This is a genomic window from Streptomyces sp. NPDC048636, assembly GCF_040650655.1.
In the GTDB taxonomy this organism is placed as follows: domain Bacteria; phylum Actinomycetota; class Actinomycetes; order Streptomycetales; family Streptomycetaceae; genus Streptomyces.
In genome coordinates, this window is the sequence record NZ_JBEZHR010000007.1 from 283,245 (window position 1) to 308,288 (window position 25,044).

23 protein-coding genes and 1 tRNA gene are annotated in these 25,044 nt (G+C 68.5%); 9 read left to right on the forward strand and 15 right to left on the reverse strand.

Features of this window, described 5'->3' with window-relative positions; translation table 11 throughout:
- Window positions 1-73: 73 nt before the first annotated feature.
- The 10 genes from AB0C66_RS21380 to dnaA all read right to left on the reverse strand — a co-directional run bounded on the left by AB0C66_RS21380 (window position 74) and on the right by dnaA (window position 12,828).
- Complete coding sequence (locus AB0C66_RS21380; protein ID WP_003958712.1) at window positions 74-208, reverse strand: DLW-39 family protein; 135 nt, start codon at window positions 206-208, stop codon at window positions 74-76.
- Between the two features lie 181 nt (window positions 209-389).
- Window positions 390-463 (reverse strand) — tRNA-Ile (locus AB0C66_RS21385).
- 61 nt (window positions 464-524) lie between these two features.
- Window positions 525-1,283, reverse strand: a complete 759-nt coding sequence (locus AB0C66_RS21390) for a DUF3566 domain-containing protein (protein WP_362440660.1) — start codon at window positions 1,281-1,283, stop codon at window positions 525-527.
- Between the two features lie 3 nt (window positions 1,284-1,286).
- Complete coding sequence (gene gyrA, locus AB0C66_RS21395) at window positions 1,287-3,899, reverse strand: DNA gyrase subunit A (RefSeq protein WP_362440663.1); 2,613 nt, start codon at window positions 3,897-3,899, stop codon at window positions 1,287-1,289.
- 41 nt (window positions 3,900-3,940) lie between these two features.
- Complete coding sequence (gene gyrB / locus AB0C66_RS21400; RefSeq protein ID WP_362440666.1) at window positions 3,941-5,968, reverse strand: DNA topoisomerase (ATP-hydrolyzing) subunit B; 2,028 nt, start codon at window positions 5,966-5,968, stop codon at window positions 3,941-3,943.
- A 299-nt stretch (window positions 5,969-6,267) separates the two neighbouring features.
- Entirely contained in the window at window positions 6,268-6,798 is a 531-nt protein-coding gene (locus tag AB0C66_RS21405) for a DciA family protein (RefSeq protein ID WP_201872175.1), read from the reverse strand.
- Window positions 6,795-7,937: a DNA replication/repair protein RecF gene (gene recF / locus AB0C66_RS21410; protein WP_362440669.1), complete on the reverse strand. Its 1,143-nt coding sequence runs from the start codon at window positions 7,935-7,937 to the stop codon at window positions 6,795-6,797. Before recF ends, AB0C66_RS21405 begins: the two co-directional genes overlap by 4 nt.
- Window positions 7,938-7,988: 51 nt before the next feature.
- Window positions 7,989-8,867, reverse strand: a complete 879-nt coding sequence (gnd, locus tag AB0C66_RS21415; protein ID WP_362440672.1) for a phosphogluconate dehydrogenase (NAD(+)-dependent, decarboxylating) — start codon at window positions 8,865-8,867, stop codon at window positions 7,989-7,991.
- Window positions 8,868-8,972: 105 nt separating this feature from the next.
- Entirely contained in the window at window positions 8,973-10,103 is a 1,131-nt protein-coding gene (gene dnaN / locus AB0C66_RS21420) for a DNA polymerase III subunit beta (protein WP_362440675.1), read from the reverse strand.
- 829 nt (window positions 10,104-10,932) lie between these two features.
- Window positions 10,933-12,828, reverse strand: coding sequence for a chromosomal replication initiator protein DnaA (dnaA, locus tag AB0C66_RS21425; protein WP_362440678.1), 1,896 nt, complete (start codon window positions 12,826-12,828; stop codon window positions 10,933-10,935).
- A 438-nt stretch (window positions 12,829-13,266) separates the two neighbouring features.
- Between dnaA and rpmH the strand changes: the two genes are divergently transcribed.
- From rpmH to AB0C66_RS21470, 9 genes are all read left to right on the forward strand, one after another.
- A complete protein-coding gene (gene rpmH, locus AB0C66_RS21430; RefSeq protein WP_009716483.1) occupies window positions 13,267-13,404 on the forward strand; it encodes a 50S ribosomal protein L34 in 138 nt (45 codons plus the stop codon).
- A gap of 25 nt (window positions 13,405-13,429) precedes the next feature.
- A complete protein-coding gene (rnpA, locus tag AB0C66_RS21435; RefSeq protein ID WP_362440682.1) occupies window positions 13,430-13,813 on the forward strand; it encodes a ribonuclease P protein component in 384 nt (127 codons plus the stop codon).
- The gene (yidD, locus tag AB0C66_RS21440; protein ID WP_030827780.1) at window positions 13,810-14,127 is read left to right on the forward strand and encodes a membrane protein insertion efficiency factor YidD; all 318 of its coding nucleotides are present in this window, start codon (window positions 13,810-13,812) and stop codon (window positions 14,125-14,127) included. The genes rnpA and yidD overlap by 4 nt, the downstream gene beginning before the upstream one ends.
- Before the next feature lie 3 nt (window positions 14,128-14,130).
- Window positions 14,131-15,264, forward strand: a complete 1,134-nt coding sequence (yidC, locus tag AB0C66_RS21445; RefSeq protein ID WP_362440685.1) for a membrane protein insertase YidC — start codon at window positions 14,131-14,133, stop codon at window positions 15,262-15,264.
- 15 nt (window positions 15,265-15,279) lie between these two features.
- Window positions 15,280-15,789: a R3H domain-containing nucleic acid-binding protein gene (locus AB0C66_RS21450; RefSeq protein WP_362440688.1), complete on the forward strand. Its 510-nt coding sequence runs from the start codon at window positions 15,280-15,282 to the stop codon at window positions 15,787-15,789.
- Between the two features lie 127 nt (window positions 15,790-15,916).
- On the forward strand, window positions 15,917-16,630 hold the full coding sequence (gene rsmG, locus AB0C66_RS21455; RefSeq protein ID WP_362440690.1) for a 16S rRNA (guanine(527)-N(7))-methyltransferase RsmG: 714 nt from the start codon (window positions 15,917-15,919) through the stop codon (window positions 16,628-16,630).
- 279 nt (window positions 16,631-16,909) lie between these two features.
- Entirely contained in the window at window positions 16,910-17,995 is a 1,086-nt protein-coding gene (locus tag AB0C66_RS21460; protein ID WP_362440693.1) for a ParA family protein, read from the forward strand.
- Entirely contained in the window at window positions 17,992-19,125 is a 1,134-nt protein-coding gene (locus AB0C66_RS21465; protein WP_362440695.1) for a ParB/RepB/Spo0J family partition protein, read from the forward strand. Before AB0C66_RS21460 ends, AB0C66_RS21465 begins: the two co-directional genes overlap by 4 nt.
- A gap of 325 nt (window positions 19,126-19,450) precedes the next feature.
- Entirely contained in the window at window positions 19,451-20,068 is a 618-nt protein-coding gene (locus AB0C66_RS21470) for a GNAT family N-acetyltransferase (RefSeq protein WP_362440697.1), read from the forward strand.
- Between the two features lie 67 nt (window positions 20,069-20,135).
- On the opposite strand, the gene trxA is transcribed toward AB0C66_RS21470, so the two are convergent.
- The 5 genes from trxA to AB0C66_RS21495 all read right to left on the reverse strand — a co-directional run bounded on the left by trxA (window position 20,136) and on the right by AB0C66_RS21495 (window position 24,988).
- Window positions 20,136-20,465 (reverse strand): thioredoxin, encoded by a 330-nt coding sequence (trxA, locus tag AB0C66_RS21475; protein WP_009716492.1) that lies wholly within the window; start codon window positions 20,463-20,465, stop codon window positions 20,136-20,138.
- 42 nt (window positions 20,466-20,507) lie between these two features.
- Window positions 20,508-21,458 (reverse strand): thioredoxin-disulfide reductase, encoded by a 951-nt coding sequence (trxB, locus tag AB0C66_RS21480; protein WP_362440700.1) that lies wholly within the window; start codon window positions 21,456-21,458, stop codon window positions 20,508-20,510.
- Window positions 21,459-21,610: 152 nt separating this feature from the next.
- On the reverse strand, window positions 21,611-22,564 hold the full coding sequence (locus AB0C66_RS21485; RefSeq protein ID WP_362440702.1) for a hypothetical protein: 954 nt from the start codon (window positions 22,562-22,564) through the stop codon (window positions 21,611-21,613).
- Window positions 22,561-23,247 carry an RNA polymerase sigma factor SigM gene (gene sigM / locus AB0C66_RS21490; protein ID WP_362440704.1) on the reverse strand — a complete coding sequence of 229 codons (687 nt, stop codon included), beginning with the start codon at window positions 23,245-23,247 and terminating at the stop codon, window positions 22,561-22,563. Before sigM ends, AB0C66_RS21485 begins: the two co-directional genes overlap by 4 nt.
- Before the next feature lie 37 nt (window positions 23,248-23,284).
- On the reverse strand, window positions 23,285-24,988 hold the full coding sequence (locus AB0C66_RS21495) for a protein kinase family protein (protein ID WP_362440706.1): 1,704 nt from the start codon (window positions 24,986-24,988) through the stop codon (window positions 23,285-23,287).
- Window positions 24,989-25,044 lie beyond the last annotated feature (56 nt).

The following is a 25,044-nucleotide window of genomic DNA, read 5'->3' on the forward strand; positions in this document are numbered from 1 at the left end:
CATGGTCGCCAGTAAAGCGGACAGGGCCCCGACCGCTCCAGCGGTCGGGGCCCTGTACCGGGACTCGTGGGGGTCACACGCCCGAACCCGCGGGCACGGAGTCGGTCGCCTCCGTCCACAGATCCTGCTCAGCGCGATCCGCCTGGATCTGGCGGTACACGAGGAGCCCGCCGATGGCGGCCAGTGCGACCAGGAGGAGCTTCTTCACCGCGCTACCTCGTCTCTTTCTTGACGTAGGGGACCTCTGGCGCCCGATGATACACACCGACCGATACCGTTCGGTGACCTATGCCCGCCATCGACGCGGCAACTATCGGCCATCAACTCCTCGGACGCCCATACGAAATCGGCCCGGCGGAGAAATTCTCCGGCCGGGCCGTTCGCATCGGTGGGGCTAACAGGACTTGAACCTGTGGCCTCTTCCTTATCAGGGAAGCGCTCTAACCGTCTGAGCTATAGCCCCGCGCTGCACCGAAAGATTAGCGCACCACCAGCCCTGTCCCAAAATCGGTATCGCAGGGCCGCTACTCGTCCTCGGCGAGCGTGAGCTCCACGCCACCGACGAAGCCCGCGGACAGGTTGTAGATGAACGCGCCCAGGGTGGCCAGGGCCGTCGCCAACACCACATTGATCACGGCGATGATCGAGGTGAACCCCAGAACACGCGGCAGCGACAGGAAGGACTGGAGGTCGAATCCGGTGCCCTTCTGGGACTCCGTCGCCTCGCTGATCGTCCCGCCCACGGCGCTGAAGACGCCCATGGCGTCCATGACCATCCACAGCACCGCCGTGGCGATCACCGTGCAGATGCCCAGGGCGATCGCGAGCAGGAAGCTGACCTTCATCACCGACCACGGGTCCACCTTGGAGACCCGCAGCCGCGCCTTACGGGTGCGCGGCACCGGACGGGCCCCCGCACCGGTGCGGGGGCGCCGGATGCCCGTGGTGGCCTGACCCCCGGTCTGCGACGAGGCCCCGGGGACCCCGCGGCCCGCCGTACCGCCACCGGACGGCGGCGCGTAGGCCTGCGGCGGGTGGTACGGCTGTGCGGTCGCCCCGCTGGAGCTCCGCTCGCCGGGCAGCGGACTGGCCGAGCGCTGCTCACGCGGCGGCCGCTGGGGCCGGAGCTCACGGGTGTCGGTCACCGTACCCCGCTGGGAGTCGGCGGCCGGGCCACGGGCGCCGTCAGGAGCGGACGCCTTGCCCGCTGAGGGCGCGGCTCCCGGCCCGGGCCGCCTTCCGGCGTCCGCACCGCCGTCCGCGGCACCCGTGGCTCCACTCACGACTTACTCCTCGGTCTCGTCAGCCGGGGGCTCGATGCCCTCGGCCGCCTCAGGCGCGGCCCCCTCGGCTGCCTCGATCCCGGCCGCGGAGATTTCCTCCTCGACCTCTTCAGCCTCACGACCGGCCTCGGCGTTTCGAGCGATGCCCACAACGGCATCGCGCTTGCCCAGGTTGATCAGTTGGACGCCCATGGTGTCACGGCCCGTCTCCCTGACCTCGCTGACCCGCGTACGGATCACACCGCCGCTGAGCGTGATGGCCAGGATCTCGTCGGACTCCTCGACCACCAGCGCACCCACGAGGGAACCACGGTCTTCCACGATCTTGGCGGCCTTGATTCCGAGGCCGCCGCGACCCTGGACGCGGTATTCGTCGACGTTCGACCGCTTCGCGTACCCACCGTCGGTGGCGGTGAATACGAACGTACCGGGCCGAACGACATTCATCGAGAGGAGTTCATCACCCTCGCGGAAGCTCATGCCCTTCACACCGGAGGTCGCCCGGCCCATCGGCCGCAGCGATTCGTCCGTGGCCGTGAACCGGATCGACTGCGCCTTCTTGCTGATGAGCAGCAGGTCGTCGTCGGAGGAGACCAGTTCGGCGCCGATCAGCTCGTCCTCGCGGCCGTCGTCCATCTCCCGGAGGTTGATGGCGATCACACCGCCGGAGCGGGGCGAGTCGTAATCCTTCAGCGGAGTTTTCTTCACCAAACCCGACTTCGTGGCGAGCACCAGATACGGCACCGCCTCGTAGTCCCGGATCGCCAAAATCCGTGCGATCTCCTCGTCCGGCTGGAACGCCAGCAGGTTGGCGACGTGCTGGCCGCGCGCCTCCCGGCCCGCGTCCGGCAGCTCGTACGCCTTGGCCCGGTAGACCCGGCCCTTGTTGGTGAAGAACAGCAGCCAGTGGTGGGTGGTCGAGACGAAGAAGTGGTCGACGATGTCGTCCTGCTTCAGCTTCGTACCGCGCACCCCCTTGCCGCCGCGCTTCTGGGAGCGGTAGTCCTCGGTCTTGGTGCGCTTCACATAGCCGCCACGCGTGATGGTGACGACGATGTCCTCCTCGGCGATCAGGTCCTCGATGGACATGTCGCCGTCGAAGGGGACCAGCTTGGAGCGCCGGTCGTCGCCGAACTTCTCGACGATCGCGGTGAGTTCCTCGCTGATGATCTGCCGCTGCCGCTCGGGCGAGGCCAGGATCGCGTTGTACTCGTTGATCTTCGCCTGGAGCTCGTCGTGCTCCTGGACGATCTTCTGGCGCTCCAGGGCTGCCAGCCGCCGCAGCTGCATCTCCAGGATCGCGTTCGCCTGGATCTCGTCGATCTCCAGCAGCTCCATCAGGCCGCCGCGCGCGATCTCGACCGTGTCACTGCGCCGGATCAGCGCGATGACCTCGTCGATGGCGTCCAGCGCCTTGAGCAGACCACGCAGGATATGCGCCCGCTCCTCGGCCTTGCGCAGCCGGAAGCGGGTCCGGCGGACGATGACCTCGACCTGGTGGATGACCCAGTTGCGGATGAACGCGTCCAGCGAGAGCGTGCGCGGCACCCCGTCGACCAGCGCCAGCATGTTGGCGCCGAAGTTGGTCTGGAGATCGGTGTGCTTGTAGAGGTTGTTGAGGACGACCTTGGCGACCGCGTCCCGCTTGAGCACGATGACCAGCCGCTGGCCGGTGCGCGAGGAGGTCTCGTCGCGGACGTCGGCGATGCCGCCGATCTTGGCGTCCTTCACCAGGTCGGCGATCTTCTGCGCGAGGTTGTCCGGATTGACCTGGTACGGCAGTTCGGTGACGACCAGGCACTGGCGGCCCTGGATCTCCTCGACCTCGACGACCGCGCGCATGGTGATCGAGCCGCGGCCGGTGCGGTACGCCTCCTCGATGCCCTTACGGCCGACGACCAGCGCCCCGGTGGGGAAGTCCGGTCCCTTGATCCGGTCGATCAGGGCCTCGAGCAGCTCCTCCGAGGTCGCCTCCGGGTTCGCCAGGAACCACTGGGCCCCCTCGGCCACCTCGCGCAGATTGTGCGGCGGGATATTGGTGGCCATACCGACCGCGATCCCCGCCGAGCCATTGACCAGCAGGTTGGGGATGCGGGCCGGCAGAACCGTGGGTTCCTGGTTACGGCCGTCGTAGTTGTCCTGGAAGTCGACGGTCTCCTCGTCGATGTCCCGGAGCATCTCCATGGCCAGCGGGGCCATCTTGCACTCGGTGTACCGCATGGCCGCCGCCGGGTCGTTGCCCGGGGAGCCGAAGTTGCCGTTGGAGTCGACCAGCGGCATGCGCATCGACCACGGCTGGGCGAGTCGTACCAGGGCGTCGTAGATGGACGAGTCGCCGTGCGGGTGGTACGTACCCATGACGTCGCCGACGACGCGGGCGCACTTGTAGAAGCCCTTCTCGGGGCGGTACCCGCCGTCGTACATCGCGTAGAGCACGCGCCGGTGCACCGGCTTGAGGCCGTCCCGGACGTCGGGCAGCGCACGGCTCACGATCACGCTCATCGCGTAGTCGAGGTAGGAGCGCTGCATCTCCGTCTCGAGACCCACCGGCTCCACGCGGAGTCCGGCGCCCTCGGCGGGGTCTTCAGGCGTGTTCGGGGTGTTCTCGTCGGCCATTGCTGGTCAAGTCCTTCTGTCGTCTGCGGCTGGGGGCCGACTCAGATGTCGAGGAAGCGGACATCCTTGGCGTTGCGCTGGATGAACGAGCGCCGTGCCTCGACGTCCTCGCCCATCAGGACCGAGAACAGGTCGTCGGCCTGCGCCGCGTCGTCCAGGGTGACCTGGCCGAGTACGCGGTGGTCGATGTCCATGGTGGTCACGCGCAGCTCTTCGGCGTTCATCTCGCCGAGACCCTTGAAGCGCTGGACCGAGTCGTCCCTGATGCGCTTGCCCTGCTCGCGGCCGGCCTGGATGAGCACGTCCCGCTCCCGGTCCGAGTAGGCGTACTCGAAGTCGTCCCGGCCCCACTTGATCTTGTAGAGCGGCGGACGGGACAGGAAGACGTGCCCGGCCTCGACCAGCGGCCGCATGAAGCGGAAGAGGAAGGTCAGCAGCAAGGTGTTGATGTGCTGGCCGTCGACGTCGGCGTCCGCCATCAAGATGATCTTGTGGTAACGGAGCTTGCCGATGTCGAAGTCCTCGTGCACACCGGTGCCGAACGCCGAGATCAGCGCCTGGACCTCGTTGTTGTGCAGGATCTTGTCGACCCGCGCCTTCTCGACGTTGAGGATCTTGCCTCGGATCGGGAGGATCGCCTGGTACTGCGGATCACGGCCGGACTTGGCCGAGCCGCCGGCGGAGTCACCCTCGACGATGAAGATCTCGCACTTCTCGGGGTCGCTGGACTGGCAGTCGCTGAGCTTGCCCGGCAGCGACGCCGTCTCCAGCAGCCCCTTGCGGCGGGTCAGATCGCGGGCCTTGCGGGCCGCGACCCGGGCGGTAGCCGCCTGGATCCCCTTGCGGACGATGTCGGCCGCCTCGTTGGGGTTGCGGTCGAGCCAGTCGGCGAGGTGCTCGTTGACGATCTTCTGGACGAAGGTCTTGGCCTCCGTGTTGCCCAGCTTGGTCTTGGTCTGGCCCTCGAACTGCGGCTCGCCCAGCTTGACCGAGATGATCGCGGTCAGACCCTCGCGGATGTCCTCACCGGTGAGGTTGTCGTCCTTCTCGCGGAGCAGCTTCTTGTCGCGCGCGTACTTGTTGATCAGGTACGTCAGCGCGGCGCGGAAGCCCTCCTCGTGGGTACCGCCCTCATGGGTGTGGATGGTGTTCGCGAAGCTGTAGACACCCTCGGAGTACTGGGTGTTCCACTGCATGGCGATCTCGAGGGAGAGCAACCGCTCCTTGTCCTCCGCCTCGAAGCCGATCACCGTGGGGTGAACCAGCTCGCCCTTGCGGGAGTTGAGGTACGTGACGAAGTCGACGATGCCGCCCTCGTAGTGGTACCGCACGGAGAGCGGGTTGCCCTCCTCGTCCACATGGGCCTCGCGCTCGTCCCTCAGCGAGATCGACAGCCCCTTGTTCAGGAACGCCATCTCCTGGAAGCGCCGGGACAGTGTCTCGAACGAGTACTCGGTGGTCTCGAAGATGTCCCCGTCGGCCCAGAAGGTGACCGTCGTGCCGGTCTCCTCCGTGGCCTCGTTCTTGGCCAGGGGCGCGGTCGGCACACCGGTCTTGTAGTCCTGGGTCCAGCGGTATCCGTCCGTCTTGACCTCGACCGAGACCTTCGACGACAGGGCGTTGACGACGGAGACGCCGACGCCGTGCAGACCACCGGAGACGGCGTAGCCGCCGCCGCCGAACTTGCCGCCCGCGTGCAGGACGGTCAGCACGACCTCCACGGCCGGTTTCCCCTCCGAGGGGACGATGCCCACCGGGATCCCGCGGCCGTTGTCGACGACGCGGACGCCGCCATCGGGGAGGATCGTGACGTCGATGGTGTCCGCGTGACCGGCCATGGCCTCGTCGACGGAGTTGTCGACGACTTCCTGGACCAGGTGGTGCAGGCCGCGCTCACCGGTGGAACCGATGTACATACCGGGTCGCTTGCGGACCGCGTCCAGACCTTCCAGGACGGTGATCGCACTGGCGTCGTACGACGGCGGGGCCAGGCCCTCGCCGTCAGCGGACGGAATGTTTTCGATGGGGTTGCCGGAATCGGCCACGAAGCGCCCTTTCTGGCACAGCACAAGCCGTCTCCGGGGCATGCGGGAGCGGCTGCGTCGTTCAACATGTGTCCGCGAGCGCTTCGGCGCGCAAGCGGCGACGGTGTACTCGCTCAGTCTACCGGTAGCGCCGACAAGAATGGGGGCTTGCTGGCGCCTGAGTCCGCATGTGCCGCCCTGAACCGGTCGCCGCCGACTCCCCATATCTGGGGAAGGGCTCCAAGAGGCTCACACCGCCACTCAGCGCTTCTGGCTGTCAACCACCGGCTACGGTGACCGGGGTCTCATACGTCACCCCGTGCTCATCCGTTCACCAAGCGTGATCAACCGTAGGTATCGCCCGGTCCGGTGGACCCCGGAGAGCGCAGCGGGCCGTAGCGACGGGGTGGACCGCCGGGGCCCAGGACCTTGATCAACTTCACGGTGCCCTGGCCGAGATCCGCGTTGAGCCGGGCGACGAGCTGCGGGGCGAGCAGCCGCAGCTGGGTCGCCCACGCGGTGGAGTCGCAGCGCACGGTCAGCACCCGGGCGTCCTCGTCGTACCGCTGCGGCTCGCAGTGCTGGGCCACCTCCGGGCCGACCATCTGGGGCCAGCGGCCCATCACCCCGCCGACGGCGGCCGGGGCCTCCCAACCGCGCTCGGTGATCAGCCGGTTGATCGCGGCGCCGAGCGGCAGCGGATCGCGGCCGTCAGCGCGCGCGCCGGAGCGCAGGCCCCCGCGGCGCGCCTGCTTCTTCTGCTGGGCCGCGGCACCACGGGCCCTCGCCTGCTCCTTGGCGGCGCGCAGCGCGACCCGGGCCAGATCGACACCCGAGGGCTCGGGCGGTGTCGGTGGCTGCGGGGCGTCCGTCATACGCGCCGTACCTCGCCCTCGGACACCATGAACCGGGCGCCGGTCAGCAGCCGTGGGACGTCGTCCTCCACCGCCGCCGTGACCAGCACCTGCTCACCGGGGGCGACCAGCTCGGCCAGCCGCTCCCGGCGCCGCTCGTCCAGCTCGGCGAAGACGTCGTCGAGCACCAGGACGGGCTCTCCGGCCTCGGTGCGCAGCAGATCGTAGGAGGCCAGGCGCAGCGCGAGCGCGTACGACCAGGACTCACCATGGCTGGCGTAGCCCTTCGCGGGGAGCCGCCCCAGCTTGAGGACCAGGTCGTCGCGGTGCGGGCCGACCAGGGTGACACCGCGCTCGATCTCCTGTTTGCGGGCCTCGGTGAGCGCGGTGATCAGCCGCTGGTAGAGCTCCTCGCGGCCGGTGGCCGCGGCCAGGTCCTCACCCGCCGAGCAGTGGTACTCCAGCAGCACCGGTCCGCCGCCCGGGGCGAGCTGCTCGTACGCCTTGTCGGCGAGCGGCTGGAGTACGGAGATCAGCTCCAGCCGCTGGGCGAGCAGATCGGCACCGGCCCGGGCCAGATGCTGGTCCCAGACGTCCAGGGTCGAGAGCGCCACGTCACCGCCGCCGCCGCGCGAGCCGTGCCGCCGGGCCAGGGCGGCGGTCTTCAGCAGGGTGTTGCGCTGTTTGAGCACCCGGTCGTAGTCGGAGCGGACCCCGGCCATCCGCGGGGCACGGGCCGTGATCAGCTCGTCCAGGAACCGGCGGCGCTCACCCGGGTCGCCCTTGACCAGGGCCAGGTCCTCGGGCGCGAACAGGACCGTGCGCAGGATCCCCAGCACATCACGCGGTCTGACCTGCGAGGAGCGGTTGATCCTGGCGCGGTTGGCCTTGCCGGGGTTGAGCTCGAGCTCGACGAGCTGCTGCCGGTCGCCCTGGACCACAGCGGCCCGGACGACGGCGCGCTCGGCGCCCATCCGCACCAGCGGGGCGTCGGAGGAGACGCGGTGGCTGCCGAGGGTGGCGAGATAGCCGACGGCCTCGACGAGATTGGTCTTGCCCTGGCCATTGGGCCCGACGAAGGCGGTGACACCCGGGCCGAGTTCGACCTCGGCCCGGGTGTACGAGCGGAAGTCGGCGAGCGACAGATGCGTGACGTGCATGGTGAGCTGCGCCGACCTCCCCCGGCAGTGCTGTGCCCCCGTGGGGGCGGGTTACTTGGAGTTCTCGACCGCGTGGCCGCCGAACTGATTGCGCAGCGCGGCGATCATCTTCATCTGTGGGGAGTCGTCCTGGCGGGAGGCGAAGCGGGCGAACAGCGACGCCGTGATCGCGGGAAGCGGCACCGCGTTGTCGATCGCGGCCTCCACCGTCCAGCGGCCCTCGCCGGAGTCCTCCGCGTAGCCCTTCAGCTTGGCCAGGTGCTCGTCGTCGTCGAGGGCGCGGACGGCCAGGTCCAGCAGCCAGGAACGGATGACGGTGCCCTCCTGCCAGGAGCGGAAGACCTCGCGGACATCGGTGACGGAGTCCACGGCCTCCAGCAGCTCCCAGCCCTCGGCGTAGGCCTGCATCATCGCGTACTCGATGCCGTTGTGGACCATCTTGGCGAAGTGGCCCGCGCCGACCTTGCCCGCGTGGACCGCGCCGTACTCACCTTCGGGCTTGAGCGCGTCGAAGACCGGCTGGACCTTGGCGACATGCTCGGCCGCGCCGCCGTACATCAGCGCATAGCCGTTCTCCAGGCCCCAGACGCCGCCGGAGACGCCGCAGTCGACGAAGCCGATGCCCCGCGCGTTGAGCTGCTCGGCGTGCTTCTCGTCGTCGGTCCAGCGGGAGTTTCCGCCGTCGACGACGATGTCGCCGGGCGAGAGGAGCTCGGCCAGCTCGTCGATGGTGATCTGGGTGGGCACGCCCGACGGGACCATGATCCACACCACCCGCGGCCCCTTGAGCTTGCCCACAAGCTCGTCGAGGCTGTGGACATCGGCGACGTCCGGGTTGCGGTCGTATCCGATCACGGTGTGGCCTGCGCGGCGAATGCGCTCGCGCATATTGCCGCCCATCTTGCCGAGGCCGACGAGACCGAGCTCCATCAGTTGATCCTTATGCCGTAGACGTTGCGTTTTCGCACCTGAGGCCGAGCCTACGCCCGAGGGTCGCCGCACAGTTGTGGGCTACACCCGCTCATTCGCTCGGACTCATCCGCTCAGCCGGACCGGCATGATCAGGTACTTGTACGCCTCGTCCGCCTCGGCGTCCACGGCCGGCTTGCCGCTCAGCAGGGCGGGCTTGGTGGACGTGGTGAAGGAGAGCTGGGCGACCGGGGAGTCGATCGCGCTGAGGCCGTCCAGCAGGAAGGTCGGGTTGAAGGCGATCGAGATGTCGTCGCCGTCGAGCTGGGCGTCGACACGTTCCACAGCCTGTGCGTCGTCGCTGGAACCGGCCTCCAGGATCAGCACGCCCTGCTCGAAGCTGAGCCGCACCGGTGTGTTGCGCTCGGCGACCAGGGCCACGCGCTTGACGGCCTCGACGAACGGGGCGGTCTCGATCACCGCGACGGAGTTGAACTCGGTCGGGAACAGGGTGCGGTACTTGGGCAGATCGCCTTCGAGCAGCCGGGTGGTGGTACGGCGCCCGGCGCCCTCGAAGCCGATCAGACCCTCACCGGCGCCGGAGCCGGACAACGCGAGCGCGACGGTGTCACCGCTGGTCAGCGACTTGGCGGTGTCCAGCAGCGTCTTGGCGGGGACCAGGGCGACCGCGGAGATGTCGGGGGTCTCGGGCTTCCACAGGAACTCGCGGACCGCGAAGCGGTAGCGGTCGGTGGAGGCCAGCGTGACGGTGTCGCCCTCGATCTCGATCCGCACGCCGGTGAGCACCGGGAGGGTGTCGTCACGGCCTGCCGCGATGGCGACCTGGGCGGCGGCGGAGGCGAAGACATCACCGGGGACGGTGCCGGTCGCGGTGGGCATCTGCGGCAGCGCCGGGTACTCCTCCACAGGCAGGGTGTGGAGTGTGAATCGCGACGAGCCGCAGACGACGGTGACGCGCACACCGTCGCTGGAGATCTCCACAGGGCGGTTGGGGAGGGCGCGGCAGATGTCGGCGAGCAGGCGGCCGGAGACCAGGACCGTGCCGTCGTCCTCGACGTCGGCCTCCACCGAGACACGGGCCGAGACCTCGTAGTCGAAGCCGGAGAGGCTGAGGGCGCCTTCCTCCGCCTTCAGCAGGATGCCCGCGAGAACGGGCACCGGCGGACGGGCCGGAAGGCTGCGGGCCGTCCAGGCCACTGCCTCCGCGAGTACATCGCGCTCCACCCGGATCTTCACCGGAACCGCCTCCTGCTGTTGCTGGCTCGCCCTGCTGGCCTTCGTCGTCGGCTGAGTCGCCGGAGACCAGTCTGACGTACGCCGCCGACAGTCGGTGCGGCTCGGGGTCAAGTCGGCGCCCGGGGTGTCGGGCGGCTCGGCCCGAGGTTGTGCACAGGCCCCACTTCGAAGCGATTTCCCGGCTACAACTCTGTGGTCGTAGTAGTAGGCCCTGTGGAAACCGTGGATAACTGCGTTGTCCCAGGCCAAGGGCGGTTTTTTATCCACTGCGCCTGTGGGCGGCGCCGGTGGAAAACCGAGGGGATCTGTGGATGCCGAAGAGTTCTGCACATGTGATGCACAGCCAACGCCCGGTTCTCCCCAACGCTGTCCCCAGGTTTACCCAGCTTGCCCACAGCCCAACCCGCCTCCTTGGTGTGACGCCTTTCACTCGACCCGGTGACGGTGGCCGTTTCGTTGCCGAACAGTGGACGACGATGGGGAAAAGCTGTGGGCAACTGCCCTCAGCCTGTGGGCGGGCGGTGGACAACGCGATCCACGCCCTGTGGGCAACTCGTTCGTCCACAGTCTGTGGATTGCGGATAGCCACAATTCCACAGCCACATGACCTCGGACGATGTCATGCTGAAGCCCCAGCCTGTGGATGCGATCGGGACAACTCACATGTCCCCAGGGTGTGGACGGGGATTTTGCCGCACATCTGTGGAGAATCGCTTCGCCCCGACGCGGAATCGAACAGCCCGGAGCACCGAACGACGAAGGGCGCTGCGGGAGTTGTCCTCCCGGAGCGCCCTCGGAGTGGGTCGTGGCAGCCGTGTGGGCCCCGCTGTCAGCCGTTCTTGATGCGGTTGGTCAGCTCGGTCACCTGGTTGTAGATGGAGCGTCGCTCGGCCATCAGTGCCCTGATCTTGCGGTCGGCGTGCATCACGGTCGTGTGGTCGCGGCCGCCGAACTGCGCGCCGATCTTGGGCAGCGACAGATCGGTCAGCTCCCGGCACAGGTACATCGCGATCTGCCGCGCGGTGACCAGCACCCGGCTGCGCGAGGCGCCGCACAGGTCGTCCACCGTGTGTCCGAAGTAGTCGGCGGTCGCGGCCATGATCGCGGTGGCGGTGATCTCCGGGGCCGCGTCCTCGCCGCCGGGGATCAGGTCCTTCAGGACGATCTCGGTGAGCCCGAGGTCCACCGGCTGCCGGTTCAGGCTCGCGAAGGCCGTCACCCGGATCAGCGCGCCCTCCAGCTCACGGATGTTGCGGGAGATCCGCGAGGCGATGAACTCCAGCACCTCCGGCGGCGCGTTGAGCTGCTCCTGCACCGCCTTCTTCCGGAGGATCGCGATACGCGTCTCCAGCTCCGGCGGCTGCACATCCGTGATCAGACCCCACTCGAAGCGGTTGCGGAGCCGGTCCTCCAGGGTCACCAGCTGCTTGGGCGGCCGGTCCGAGGACAGCACGATCTGCTTGTTGGCGTTGTGGAGCGTATTGAAGGTGTGGAAGAACTCCTCCTGCGTCGACTCCTTGCTCGCCAGGAACTGGATGTCGTCGACCAGCAGGATGTCCATGTCGCGGTAGCGCTTGCGGAACGCGTCCGCCTTGCCGTCGCGGATGGAGTTGATGAACTCGTTGGTGAACTCCTCCGAGCTCACGTAGCGCACCCGGGTACCCGGATAGAGGCTGCGCGCGTAGTGCCCGATCGCATGCAGCAGGTGGGTCTTGCCGAGGCCCGACTCCCCGTAGATGAACAGCGGGTTGTACGCCTTGGCCGGTGCCTCGGCGACCGCGACCGCCGCGGCGTGCGCGAAGCGGTTGGAGGCGCCGATGACGAAGGTGTCGAAGAGGTACTTGGGGTTCAGCCGCGCGGTCGGCTCACCGGGGCCGGACGCGGGCGCCGGCTGCGCGGCCAGCGGGCCGGGCGCGCCGGTCTGAGAGGGCAGTACGGGTGGTCCGCCGCGGCCGCGCTCCAGCGGATCGGGAAGATCGTGGCGCTGCTGCTCGTACGGCGGGCGGTCGGGGGCCGACCCGGGGCGGCCGCCAGAACCGCCGGTGCCGCCCGGACCCTCGTCGCCCGGACGGGAACGCTCCGCCGCCGGGCCCCGGTAATCACGGCGCGGCGGCTGCTGGTCGTACGACTGCTGGTCATAGCCGGAGGAAGGCTGTGAGGCGTAGGGGTCGGACTCGGTGAAGCCGCCGAGCCGGGGCTGCTGCCAGCCGTAGTCGTCCCGCTGGCGCGGCCAGGCGCTGGGCTCGGAACGGGGCTGCTGATAACCGGGGTAGGCGGGACGGGCGGTCGGCAGCTCATCGGTGGCCGGCGGGCGGCCGTAGTTCTCCCGGCCGTCGTAGCCGTCGTACGTCTCCCGCTGCTCCCGGGTCTCGTACTGTTCCCGGTTCTCATACGTCTCGCGCTGCTCCCGCTGGATCTGCTGCGGGACGACCGGCTCACCGGCGGAGTCGTCGACGGTGATCGCGATGCGGATGGGGCGGCCGCACTCCCGGCTCAGCGTCTCGCTGACCACCGGGGCGAGCCTGCCTTCGAGTACGCCCTTGGCGAATTCATTGGGGACGGCCAGCAGCGCGGTGTCGGCGACCAGCGCGAGCGGCTGACACCGCTTGATCCAGTGCTCGTCCTTGGCCTCGACGCCCTGTCCGCCCTGTCCCGCTCCCTCTCCCAGAAGCCGCTCGAGTACGCGTGGCCACACTGCGGCAAGATCGGCGGGTACATCAGCCACAGGGCACGCTCTCTCACTCACTGGGTGGGGGACGCCGACAGGTCCCACGAATGTGTGGTTCTCGGGACGGGCGTGAAGGAATCGGAGCCTGGCCACGGTAGTCAGGCCGGGGTGCGCGGTTCAAGTCGTTGTCCACAGGGTGTGTACAAATGTGCCATGTGATGTCGCCGGGCGTTCCCTTGCCCCCAGGTGACGCCGCGGAGAGGGTGGCGTGGGTGCGTCGTCCACCGGTTTGACCGGATGGCGTAACCGCGCGTACCGTAACCAGGTCGAGTTGTCGATGGCTGCTGCCGCCTGCCTCCGATGGGCAATGATCGCGGACACCATGATCCACGATCGTGAAGCGGTGCACTCGGGCGTATTGCGAGCTTCTCGTGGGCGCACGGTGACAGCCAGGCGATCTCCCGCCACCACCCGATTCATTTCTGGAGCCCCCGAGTGAGCAAGCGCACCTTCCAGCCGAACAACCGCCGCCGCGCGAAGACCCACGGCTTCCGGCTGCGTATGCGCACCCGTGCCGGCCGCGCGATTCTCGCGTCCCGCCGCAGCAAGGGTCGCGGACGCCTGTCGGCCTGAGCAGCCTGACCTCAAGGTCCATGACGTGCTGCCTACCGAGAATCGGCTGAGGCGGCGCGAGGACTTTGCGGCCGCGGTACGCCGAGGGCGCAGGGCCGGTCGCCCGCTCCTTGTCGTGCACTTTCGTAGCGGCCTCACCAGCGGTGACAGGGACCCGCACGCATCCGGGGGGAGTGCTCCCCCGGCGCGTGCGGGTTTCGTCGTGAGCAAGGCGGTCGGCGGTGCCGTCGTCCGCAATCTGGTGAAGCGGAGACTGCGCCATCTCATGCGGGATCATCTCGATCGTTTTCCCGCAGGTAGCCTTGTGGTCGTACGGGCGCTGCCCGCTGCGGGTGAGGCGGGTCACGACCAGCTGGCCCGCGATCTCGACACGGCAGTGCAGCGGCTACTGGGAGGGGTGCCGCGATGAAGTACCCGCTGCTGTGGTTGATCAAGCTGTACCAGTGGACCATCAGTCCCATGCTGGGACCGGTCTGCAAGTACTACCCGTCGTGCTCGCACTATGGCTACACGGCCATTGACCGGCACGGCGCGGTGAAAGGAACGGCGCTGACGGCCTGGCGCATCTTGCGCTGCAACCCCTGGTCGCTCGGTGGCGTCGACCACGTACCGCCCCGGAAGCGTCCGGTGTGGCACCAGCGGCTGCGGAACCGCCTCGGCGGCCATCCGGCTGTGGAGCCAGCCGCACAGCCCGAGACCCAGCCCAACGCCCAAGGAGCCTGATTCGTGGACACGATCCTCAGTCCTCTTTATGACGTAGTTTCCTGGATCATCGTCCAGTTCCACTCGTTCTACAGCCTCATCTTTGACGAGGACAGCGGCTGGGCGTGGGGTCTGTCGATCGTTTCCCTGGTGGTCCTGATCCGGATCTGCCTGATCCCGCTCTTCGTGAAGCAGATCAAGGCGACCCGGAACATGCAGGCGCTCCAGCCGAAGATGAAGGCGATCCAGGAGCGCTACAAGAGCGACCGCCAGCGTCAGTCCGAAGAGATGATGAAGCTCTACAAGGAGACGGGTACCAACCCGCTCTCGAGCTGTCTCCCGATCCTGGCGCAGTCACCGTTCTTCATCGCGCTGTACCAGGTGCTCAACCACATCGCGAACAACAAGACGGTCGGCTTCATCGACCAGTCGCTGCTGGACAGCGCCCGTAACGCCCATATCTTCGGCGCTCCGCTCTCCGTGAAGTTCATGTCGTCCGCCTCCCAGGTCGAGCAGCTCGGGGCCTCGCTGACGGACGTCCGGGTCGTGACGATCACCATGATCGTCCTGATGTCGGCCTCGCAGTTCTTCACCCAGCGCCAGCTGATGACCAAGAACGTCGACCTCACGGTGAAGACGCCGTTCATGCAGCAGCAGAAGATGCTGATGTACGTCTTCCCCGTCATGTTCGCCGTCTTCGGCATCAACTTCCCGGTCGGTGTCCTCGTCTACTGGCTCACCACCAACGTCTGGACCATGGGTCAGCAGATGTTCGTCATCCGCCGGAACCCCACCCCGGGCAGCGTCGCCTTCCAGGCCCGCCAGGAGCGGCTGCGTGCCCAGGGCAAGCTGAAGGAGGAGCCGGCCGAGGTCGCCGCCAAGGAGGCCGCCGAGACCGCGCGCGCCAACCGTCAGCAGCCCAAGCGTCAGTCCAAGTCGCAGCGCACCTCGGGCAGCACCCAGGGCCAGGGTCGCGCCAGGGCACAGTCCGGTGACGCCGCCAAGACCTCGCTCGCCAAGGAGTCCGGCAAGGACGAGGCACCGAAGCCGGAGAAGAAGGCGGCACAGGGCGGCAAGCCGGCCGGCGGCTCCTCCCGCACCACGAAGCCCGGGCAGCGCAAGGGCCAGCAGCGCCCCAAGCACCCCTCCAAGAAGTAACGAAGGAGTCCATCCGTGACGGAAGGCACCACCCCGGCCGCCGAGGGTGTCGACACCCTGTCCCGCCTCGAGCAGGAAGGGGAGATCGCGGCCGACTACCTCGAGGGGCTGCTGGACATCGCGGACCTCGACGGCGACATCGACATGGACGTCGAGGCCGATCGTGCAGCGGTGTCGATCATCAGCGACTCGACCAGCCGTGATCTCCAGAAGCTGGTCGGCCGTGAGGGCGAGGTGCTGGAGGCCCTTCAGGAGCTGACCCGGCTCGCTGTCCACCGGGAAACCGGCGACCGCAGTCGGCTGATGCTCGACATCGCCGGATTCCGGGCTCGTAAGCGCACCGAGCTCACCGAGCTCGGCACCAAGGCCGCGGAAGAGGCGAAGGGCACCGGCCAGCCGGTGAAGCTCAAGGCGATGACGCCCTTCGAGCGGAAGGTCGTCCACGACGCGGTGGCCGCGGCGGGGCTGCGCAGTGAGTCCGAGGGCGAGGAGCCCCAGCGCTGCGTGGTCGTGCTCCCGGCCTGATCCGGTCCGGCTTCATCTTGCACACGGCCCCGTCTGCGCGCAGACGGGGCCGAACCTTGTCAGCCTTGCACCAGTGTTCAGCCACAGTGTTCGGTACGGAAGTGTTCGGTACGGAAGGACGGTCCCCGTGACGGAAGCAGCGGAGCTCCCCCCGGCGCCCGACGAGGCGAGGGAGGTATTCGGTGAGCGCTTCCCGGAGGCTGTCCGCTACGGAGAGCTGCTCGCCGATATCGGGGTGACCCGCGGGCTGATCGGCCCACGCGAGGTGCCGCGGCTGTGGGAGCGGCATCTGCTGAACTGCGCCGTCCTCTCCGAGGTGGTCCCCGAGGGAGTCACCGTGTGCGATGTGGGCTCGGGCGCCGGGCTGCCCGGGATTCCGCTCGCCCTGACCCGGCCGGATCTGCGGATCACGCTGCTGGAGCCCCTGCTGCGGCGCACGAACTTCCTCCAGGAAGTGGTGGAACTGCTGGGACTCGACCATGTGACGGTGGTCCGCGGCCGCGCCGAGGAGGTCCTGGGCAAGCTGCCTCCGGTCCATGTGGTGACGGCGCGGGCGGTGGCCCCACTGGATCGGCTGGCCGGCTGGGGGGTTCCGCTGCTGCGGCCCTACGGAGAGATGCTCCTGCTGAAAGGCGATACCGCCGAGGAGGAGCTCAAGCACGCCCGCGCGGCACTGGGCAAGCTGGGTGTGGTGGACACCTCGGTGCTGCATGTCGGGGAGGGCATTGTCGATCCCCTGTCCACCGTGGTGCGGGTCGAGGTCGGGGAGAGCCCCGGAGGGGTGCGGTTCGCCGCCAAGCGGGCCAAGGCGGCGCGACGGACCCCGCGGCGCAGGCCCTGAGCCACCCAGGGCGCGGGCCCTGATCTGTTCGTATGGGAAGTGCCCTCCGTATGGAGGGCGCCAATGCTCCATACAAGCTGGCTAAACTACGCAATCCGGAGTGTCGCGGCGGATCGCCAGGTCGCTCCATGCATCGTGTTTCACGTGAAACGTCGCTCCCTGCTGCATGGAATCATCAGTCGCGGTCGTGCGGCGGCCTTGCCCCGCGACCGCCGACCCCGTAAGGACGTGGATTCATCCACAGGAGAACGGGCCTCGCTGGTTCACGACCCCAAAAGCATGGCAGGCTCTGTTCATCGCGAGCCTGATGTCGAGGAGAGTGAATCCTTGCGGTCCGACGCCAACATCGCGGGGCCGATGACCGACCCGGTCCCCGGCCCCCGTACTGAATCGGCGGGGGAGGATGTTTCACGTGAAACACCGCCTCCGATGGACGACACCCCCATTGGTCGTGCCGCTCAACTGGCGGTAGAAGCCCTGGGCCGGGCCGGCGAGGGGCTGCCGCGACCGGAGCAGACCCGGGTGATCGTGGTGGCCAACCAGAAGGGCGGGGTCGGGAAGACCACGACCACGGTCAATCTGGCTGCCTCGCTCGCTCTGCACGGCGGCCGTGTGCTGGTGGTCGACCTCGATCCGCAGGGCAATGCCTCGACGGCCCTGGGGATCGACCACCATGCCGAGGTTCCGTCGATCTACGACGTCCTGGTCGAGAGTAAGCCCCTGTCCGATGTGGTGCAGCCGGTCCCCGATGTGGAGGGACTGTTCTGCGCTCCGGCCACCATCGATCTCGCGGGTGCCGAGATCGAGTTGGTCTCGCTGGTCGCGCGGGAGAGCCGACTGGAGCGGGCCATCCAGGCCTATGAGCAACCACTGGACTACATCCTCATCGACTGCCCGCCCTCGCTCGGACTGCTGACGGTCAACGCGCTGGTCGCGGGCGCTGAGGTGCTGATCCCGATTCAGTGCGAGTACTACGCACTGGAAGGGCTCGGCCAGCTGCTGCGGAACGTGGATCTGGTCCGCGGCCATCTGAACCCCAAGCTCCATGTCTCGACCATCCTGCTCACGATGTACGACGGCCGCACCCGGCTGGCCTCGCAGGTGGCGGACGAGGTCCGCAGCCACTTCGGCGGTGAGGTCCTCAGAACCAGCATCCCGAGGTCGGTGCGGATTTCCGAGGCCCCCAGTTATGGGCAGACGGTCCTCACCTATGACCCGGGATCCAGCGGGGCGCTCTCCTACCTCGAGGCGGCGAGGGAGATCGCCCTCAGGGGAGTGAACGTGCAGTACGACGCGCAGCACGCTCATGCCCTGCCCGAGCTCAGCCAGCACGACCAGCACAGCATGCAGGAGGGGATTCAGTGAGTGAGCGACGCAGAGGACTGGGCCGTGGGCTCGGTGCTTTGATCCCTCCCGCGCCGAAGGGGGCGGACGACTCCGGGCCCCGGGCGGGGGCGGGAACGGTCACCAGGTCCGGAGGCACCACCTCACCGACCGCGGTCCCGGTGCTCACCCAGGAGCGCGGGGTGGCGGCGGCCAAGGTGGCCGCCCTGACCACCAACGGTGTTTCACAGGAAACCGAACCGACACCACGTGAACCGGAGCCCGAAGCGGCCCCGGTGGCGATGGCGGAGGAGGTGGCCGGAGCCCATTTCGCCGAACTGCCGCTGGACTTCATCACCCCCAACCCTCGCCAGCCGCGTGAGGTCTTCGATGAGGACGCCCTCGCCGAACTGGTCACCTCGATCCAGGAAGTCGGTCTCCTCCAGCCCGTTGTGGTGCGGCAGTTGGCGCCCGAGCGCTATGAGCTCATCATGGGCGAGCGCCGGTGGCGGGCCTGCCGTGAAGCGGGGCTGGAGAAGATTCCGGCGATCGTCCGGGCCACCGAGGACGACAAGCTCCTTCTCGACGCGCTGCTGGAGAACCTGCACCGGGCTCAGCTGAACCCGCTGGAAGAGGCGGCTGCCTACGACCAGTTGCTGAAGGACTTCAGCTGCACCCATGACGAGCTGGCCGACCGCATCGGCCGTTCGCGTCCTCAGGTCTCCAATACGCTGCGGCTGCTGAAGCTCTCCCCCGCCGTCCAGCGCAGGGTGGCGGCCGGGGTGCTCTCCGCCGGACACGCGCGAGCCCTGCTCTCCGTGGATGACGGCGAGGAGCAGGACCGGCTGGCCCATCGGATCGTCGCCGAGGGGCTGTCCGTGCGTGCGGTCGAGGAGATCGTCACCCTGATGGGATCCCGCTCGGGCGGTACGGCGAAGGCCAAGGGCCCGCGGGCCGGTACCCGGGTGTCCCCCGCGCTCACGGATCTGGCAGCGCGGCTCTCCGACCGGTTCGAGACCCGGGTGAAGGTCGACCTGGGTCAGAAGAAGGGCAAGATCGTCGTCGAGTTCGCCTCGATAGAGGATCTGGAGCGCATTCTCGGCAGCCTCGCCCCAGGTGAGGGACCGGTGATGGAGCAGTCGCTCGCAGCGGCGGACGACGAGGACGAGTAAGGCACTGGCCGTACGGCTCCGTCGTACGGACTGGCAGCGCGGGGCGGGTCGTGTTCCGATCATGTCGGAACACGACCCGCTCTTTGCCCGAGGGCGGTATCGGTGCATTCGCCGCGCGGTTACGATGCGACCAGGTTTGGCGGATCCATGTGGAGGCGCCAGATATGGAGGGCAGGGCCATGCGATCGGTGAGTCGCACCGGACTGTTGGCCACAGGATTGGGCCTGGGAGCTGTCGGCGGTTTTGTCGGCAGTCTGCTCAGGGAGCGAAGTGCTCTGTCAGCCGCCCGTGCCGCGGCTGGCCATGGAAGTGAGGGACTGGCTTCATGGGGCGTCGGCTCGTACCGCTCACGCTGGACAACCTCCCGGACATCCCCAAGCGCTGTCGCGCCTGTGTCTTCTGGGAGCTCGACCCCGTCAGCGGCGAAGCCGCGGTAAGGGCCGGACGGCCGGAGCTGGAGAAGGAAGCGTGGATCTCGGCCGTTCTGCTGGAGTGGGGGTCCTGCGGTCGGGTGGTCTATGTCGATGAGGTGCCGGTGGGCTTTGTGCTCTACGCGCCTCCCGCGTATGTCCCGCGGTCCACGGCCTTTCCGACGAGCCCGGTCGCGGCCGATGCGGTGCAGCTGATCACGGCCTGGCTGATGCCCGGCTATCAGGGGCAGGGACTGGGCCGGGTGATGGTGCAGACGGTCGCGAAGGATCTGATCCGCCGGGGGTTCAAGGCGATCGAGGCGTTCGGTGACGCCACCTGGAAGGAACCGGCGTGTGTACTCCCCGCCGACCATCTGCTGGCCGTCGGTTTCAAGACCGTCCGCCCCCATCATCGGTATCCACGGCTGAGACTCGAGCTGAGAACGACGATCTCTTGGAAGGAAGACGTCGAGCTCGCTTTGGACCGGTTGCTCGGTGCGGTCCAGAAGGAGCCGGCACTCCGTCCGCTGTGAGCGTTCCACGTGAAACACGAAGGGGCCGCCCTCTTGGGCGGCCCCTTCGTATGGGTGGCTGTTGGGCTCAGCCGATGAAGTCGGCCAGATCGCGCTCGATCGCGGCCTTCGGCTTGGCGCCGACGATGGTCTTGGCGACCTCGCCGCCCTGGTAGACATTGAGCGTCGGGATGGACATCACGCCGTACTTGGCGGCGGTGGCCGGGTTCTCGTCAATGTTGAGCTTGGCGATGACGATCTTGTCGGCGTGCTCGGCCGCGATCGCCTCGAGGGAGGGGGCGATCTGGCGGCACGGACCGCACCAGGCGGCCCAGAAGTCGACGAGTACCGGCTTGTCGCTCTTGAGGACGGTCTCCTCGAAGTCGGCGTCCGTCACGGTGACCGTGGCACCGGCCATGGCTATCTCCTTAGTGGGTTGGTGCAGGGGTGGGAAGCGGAGTCAGACGGTGGCGTCGCCATCGCCCCGGGCTGCGAGGTACCGCTCGGCGTCGAGAGCGGCGGCACAGCCGGTGCCCGCCGCGGTGATCGCCTGGCGGTAGGTGTGGTCCACGACATCGCCCGCGGCGAAGACACCGGTGAGATTCGTCCGGGTCGAAGGCGCGTCCACCTTGAGGTAGCCCTCGTCGTCCAGGTTCAGCTGGCCCTTGAACAGCTCGGTGCGCGGGTCATGGCCGATCGCGATGAACAGACCGGTCACCGGCAGCTCGGAGCTCTCGCCCGTCTTGACGTCCCGGAGGGTCAGCCCCGAGAGCTTGCCGTCACCGTGGATCTCGGTGATCTCGCTGTCCCAGATGAACGAGATCTTCGGGTCGGCGAAGGCGCGCTCCTGCATCGCCTTGCTGGCGCGGAGGGTGTCCCGGCGGTGGACGACGGTGACCGACTTGGCGAAGCGCGACAGGAAGGTCGCCTCCTCCATCGCGGTGTCGCCGCCGCCGATGACCACGATGTCCTGGTCCTTGAAGAAGAACCCGTCACAGGTGGCGCACCAGGACACACCGCGGCCGGAGAGCTCGTCCTCCCGCGGCAGACCCAGCTTGCGGTGCTGGGAGCCGGTGGTGACGATGATCGTCTTGGCGCGGTGGATCGTGCCCGCCGAATCGGTGACGGTCTTGATGTCCTCGCTGAGGTCGACCGCGACCACGTCGTCCGGGACGAGTTCGGCACCGAAGCGCTCAGCCTGGGCCCGCATGTTGTCCATGAGGTCCGGGCCCATGATCCCGTCCCGGAATCCGGGGAAGTTCTCCACGTCGGTGGTGTTCATCAGAGCACCACCGGCCGTCACGGAGCCTTCGAAGACCAGCGGCTTCAAGGAAGCGCGGGCGGTGTAGAGCGCGGCCGTATAGCCGGCGGGCCCGGATCCGATGATGATCACGTTGCGGACGTCGCTCACGGATGTCTTCCTTGTCTCTACCGACTGCCACTGCTGACTGGGTGGCGGCCCCGGGTTTCCCCCGAAAGACGCTGCCACCCCACCCAACGGATCCTACGGGTCCGGCATTCCCGGGTGACGTCAGGCGGGGCCCGTGTGCGCCGTGCCTCAGCTCAGCCCCGCGGGTAGGTGCGCGTCTCCAGGAGCTTCCCGGCGGAGGACGGGGAGGACGAGACACAGGACGCGTCGATCACAAAGGCGTCCACGCGCTTGCTGTCCGAGGGGTGCGGCAGCACGACGATGTAGGCCGCCTTGCCGTCGTAGGTGTCCTGCTGTGCGGCGAGCGCCGGCTCCGGACGGTCGATGCCCTTCTGGACGCAGGGCGGGACCTTGGGATCCTCCGCACGGAGCGGCACATCGGGAGTGCCCTTGGAGGTGACACCGGGCGATGTGGCGGTCTTACGGTCGGTGAGCATCGCGTGGACCCGGTCCTTGAGGGTCCCGGCCGACACGGTGTCCTGGTGCTCCGTCGCGTTCCGCTTGGCGCTGGGAGCGTCGGCGTCGCCGCCCGAGGTGGCTTCCTGGACGAAGAAGGTGCCCAGACCGATGACGGCCGCGGCGCACGCGGAGCCGAGAAGGACCCTGGGCCAGCGTCGGGCACGGCCGGACCGGATGCCGGGGCGGGAGGAGTCTCGTCCCGGCCCGGTGGCACCCCGCGGCCGTCCGGCGGGCCGGTCCGCGGGCACGGACGGCTTGGGCGCGTCCGCCGCGCGCTCGGTGTCGTCGGTCGTTTCACGTGAAACGCGCTGGGGCGAGGTCTCCGGAGTTTCACGTGAAACGTCCGTGCGGCTCTCGGAGGTCTCGGGTGCGGTCGCGTCCAGGAGCGCTTCGGCGGCGAGAGCGGCGTCGATGCGACCCGCGACATCGGCGGGCATCTGCACCGGCCCCGGGAGGGTGCCGAGCAGTGAGCGGATCTCGTCGAGCGAGGACCGGACGTCGGCACACAGCGCACAGCCCGCGAGGTGAGTGCGCACATCGACGGTCCTGGACGGCGAGAGCAGTCCCTCGGTGAGTGCGGAGATCTCCGCGACGTCCGGGTGCTCGTCCGTGTCCGTCGAGGATGTCACGCTCGCCCACCTCCGCCCTTCACGGCATCTGTGTCATTCGGTCCTGCCGTCGGTGGGACGGACGTCCCCTGCGTCCGGTTCCTTCCCCCGCCCGAAGAGGTACTACCCCTCCCATTGGGGTGGAGATGCGACAGCAGTGGGAGGAGCCGTGCCCGTCCCCGTGCGCAGCGGCTTTTCACCGTACCGGTGGGGACGTCCAGGACCTTCGCCGCCTCCGCGACGGGATATCCCTGCATGTCGACGAGGACGAGTGCGGCGCGCTGCTCGGCGGGAAGGGTGCGCAGTGCCTGGAGGAGCTCACGATGGAGATCGCCCCGTTCGGCGGGGGCGGCGGCCGACTCGTGCGGTTCGAGGAGCTGCTCCAGCCGGTCGGTGTCGGCTACCGGGGAGGTACGGCGGGAGGCGGTCTTACGGGCCCGGTCCAGACAGGCGTTGACCGTGATCCGGTGGAGCCAGGTGGTGACGGCGGACTGCCCGCGGAAGGTGTGGGCGGCACGGTAGGCGGAGACGAGCGCGTCCTGGACCGCGTCGGCGGCTTCCTCACGGTCGCCGAGGGTGCGCAGCGCCACCGCCCAGAGTCTGTCGCGGTGGCGCCGGACTATCTCGCCGAAGGCGTCCGGATCGCCCTTCACATGCCGGGCAAGGAGCTCGGCGTCGCTTGCCTCGCCGATGGTGGCGTCCAACGTCGAGCCTCCTCCCCTCGTGGCCGGCTGACGGGAGTCAGCCCTTGACCTTGATCTCCGAGATGCCGCCACGGTAGCGATCCGGGCTGCTGACCGGTAGCTCGGTGATGTGGACCAGTACGTATCGCGTCCGTACCGGCTTGTCGAGTGAGACGGAGAGCCGACTCCCCTGGTTCTTCAGAGGCGCGATCTTCTGGGAGAAGGCGCTGAGGGCGCTCGGGTCCGCAGTGTCCGCGCCGGCGGCCAGGATCTCGGCCTTGTGGCCGGGACGGTGGAAGTCGACATCGACGTCGGTGACTTTCTTGACGCTGCCGAGGTCGACGATGATGCCGCTTCCGTCCTCGTATTTGGGCAGGTTGCCGAAGTTGGCGTAGCCGTAGAACTCCTTGGTCACCCAGGCGGTGTTGGTATCGCCGTCCGCGGCCTGCGGTGCGTCTTGCGGAGCCATCCGGCCGCCGAGTTCCAAAGCGTTCTGAATCTTGATCGGCTTACCGGCAACCTTCCGCGGCTTGTCGTCGTCCTTCTCACTGGTGGACTTGCCCGGATCCGGCTTGTTCTCGTCCTTCAGGAGGGTGTCGGCGAGCTGCCAGCTGCCCAGGCCGAGGGCCGCGATCAGAAGCGCGGAGACGGCCCACTTGAGCGCCTTGCCGGTGCGGGTCTGCAACGGGGGCGGCGGAGGCACGGGAGCGGGCGAGGGGGTGCGCGAGGAGCCGCCACGCGTCGGCGGCTGGCCGTAGGCGCCCTGCTGGTACGTGGTGCGCTGGTAGGCCGGAGTGGGCCTGAAGGCGGGCTCGGGCGGCCGGATGCGCGGCATCGCCGAGACGGCCTTGGCCAACTCCTCGGGAGTGGTGCACGGCTGGTCCTGGCGGGAGGCGGTGGCACCGTCGTTGACCAGAGCGCGCATCGCGAGCTCGGACAGACCGCGGTGGACTCCGGCGCGGACCTGGTCGGGGGCGATCAGTCCGACGCCCTTGGGCAGCCCGGAGAGCCCGTAGGCGTCCTTCTCGTAGGGCCAGCGCTGGGTGAGCCCGGCATACAGCAGGGCGCCGATCGCCACGGTGTCGGTGCGCTGGGGGTGGTCGGCGCTGATGCCGCGCAGGGCGGCCATCACGGCCAGCCCGCGGATCCGGTACTGACCGGACTCCGTGCGCAGCACCGAACCGGGGTTGAGGCGCAGATGGGCCAGCCCCTCGCGGTGCGCGGCGGCCATCGCCTGGGAGACCTGGCTGACCAACTGGTAGGCGTCGTGCGGCTCCAGTGGCCCGGCGGCCAGCACGGCCGTGAGCTCCGTGGCGTCGGGAAGCCACTCGTGGACGACGTAGACGAGGTCGTTCTCCTCGACCGCGTCGAGGACCTGGACGAAGCGGGGGTCGCCCAGGAGAGCCGCCGAACGGGCGGCGGCGAGGACCGGACGGGCCCTCGGATGGTCGGCCGGGAGGACGTGCACACCGACGGCGCGGCGCAGTTTCTCGTCCACGGCACGCCAACTGCTGAATCCGTCCAGACGGGTGACGCACTCCTCCAGACGGTAGCGTCTGGCGAGTTTATGACCGCTGTGCAATTCGGGCGGGTTCGCGTCGGCCGCGGCTCCCGTCTCCCGGGTGCCCGCGGCCTCCGTGTCCTTGCCGGCCTTCTCTTCCGTCCCCGCCCCGTCGGCCGTGGCCTTGCCCGCCTCGGCGGTCAGCGGCTCCTCATCACCGCTGTCGGCCACGTCGACGGCAGCCGTGCTCCGTTCCGCCACCGTCGTTCCTGCCTCCCCATCCATTGCGCCTGGTCCGAGCCAAGACAATTGTGCCC

What these genes read in the sequence shown, in the direction of transcription:
- yidD (WP_030827780.1), top strand. Translation starts at nt 13,810, where the DNA reads ATGAAGTACCCGCTGCTGTGGTTGATCAAGCTGTACCAGTGGACCATC.
- AB0C66_RS21470 (WP_362440697.1), top strand. Translation starts at nt 19,451, where the DNA reads ATGGGGCGTCGGCTCGTACCGCTCACGCTGGACAACCTCCCGGACATC.
- gnd (WP_362440672.1), bottom strand. Translation starts at nt 8,867, where the DNA reads ATGGAGCTCGGTCTCGTCGGCCTCGGCAAGATGGGCGGCAATATGCGC.
- AB0C66_RS21405 (WP_201872175.1), bottom strand. Translation starts at nt 6,798, where the DNA reads ATGACGGACGCCCCGCAGCCACCGACACCGCCCGAGCCCTCGGGTGTC.
- gyrA (WP_362440663.1), bottom strand. Translation starts at nt 3,899, where the DNA reads ATGGCCGACGAGAACACCCCGAACACGCCTGAAGACCCCGCCGAGGGC.
- recF (WP_362440669.1), bottom strand. Translation starts at nt 7,937, where the DNA reads ATGCACGTCACGCATCTGTCGCTCGCCGACTTCCGCTCGTACACCCGG.
- trxA (WP_009716492.1), bottom strand. Translation starts at nt 20,465, where the DNA reads ATGGCCGGTGCCACGGTCACCGTGACGGACGCCGACTTCGAGGAGACC.
- AB0C66_RS21460 (WP_362440693.1), top strand. Translation starts at nt 16,910, where the DNA reads ATGGCAGGCTCTGTTCATCGCGAGCCTGATGTCGAGGAGAGTGAATCC.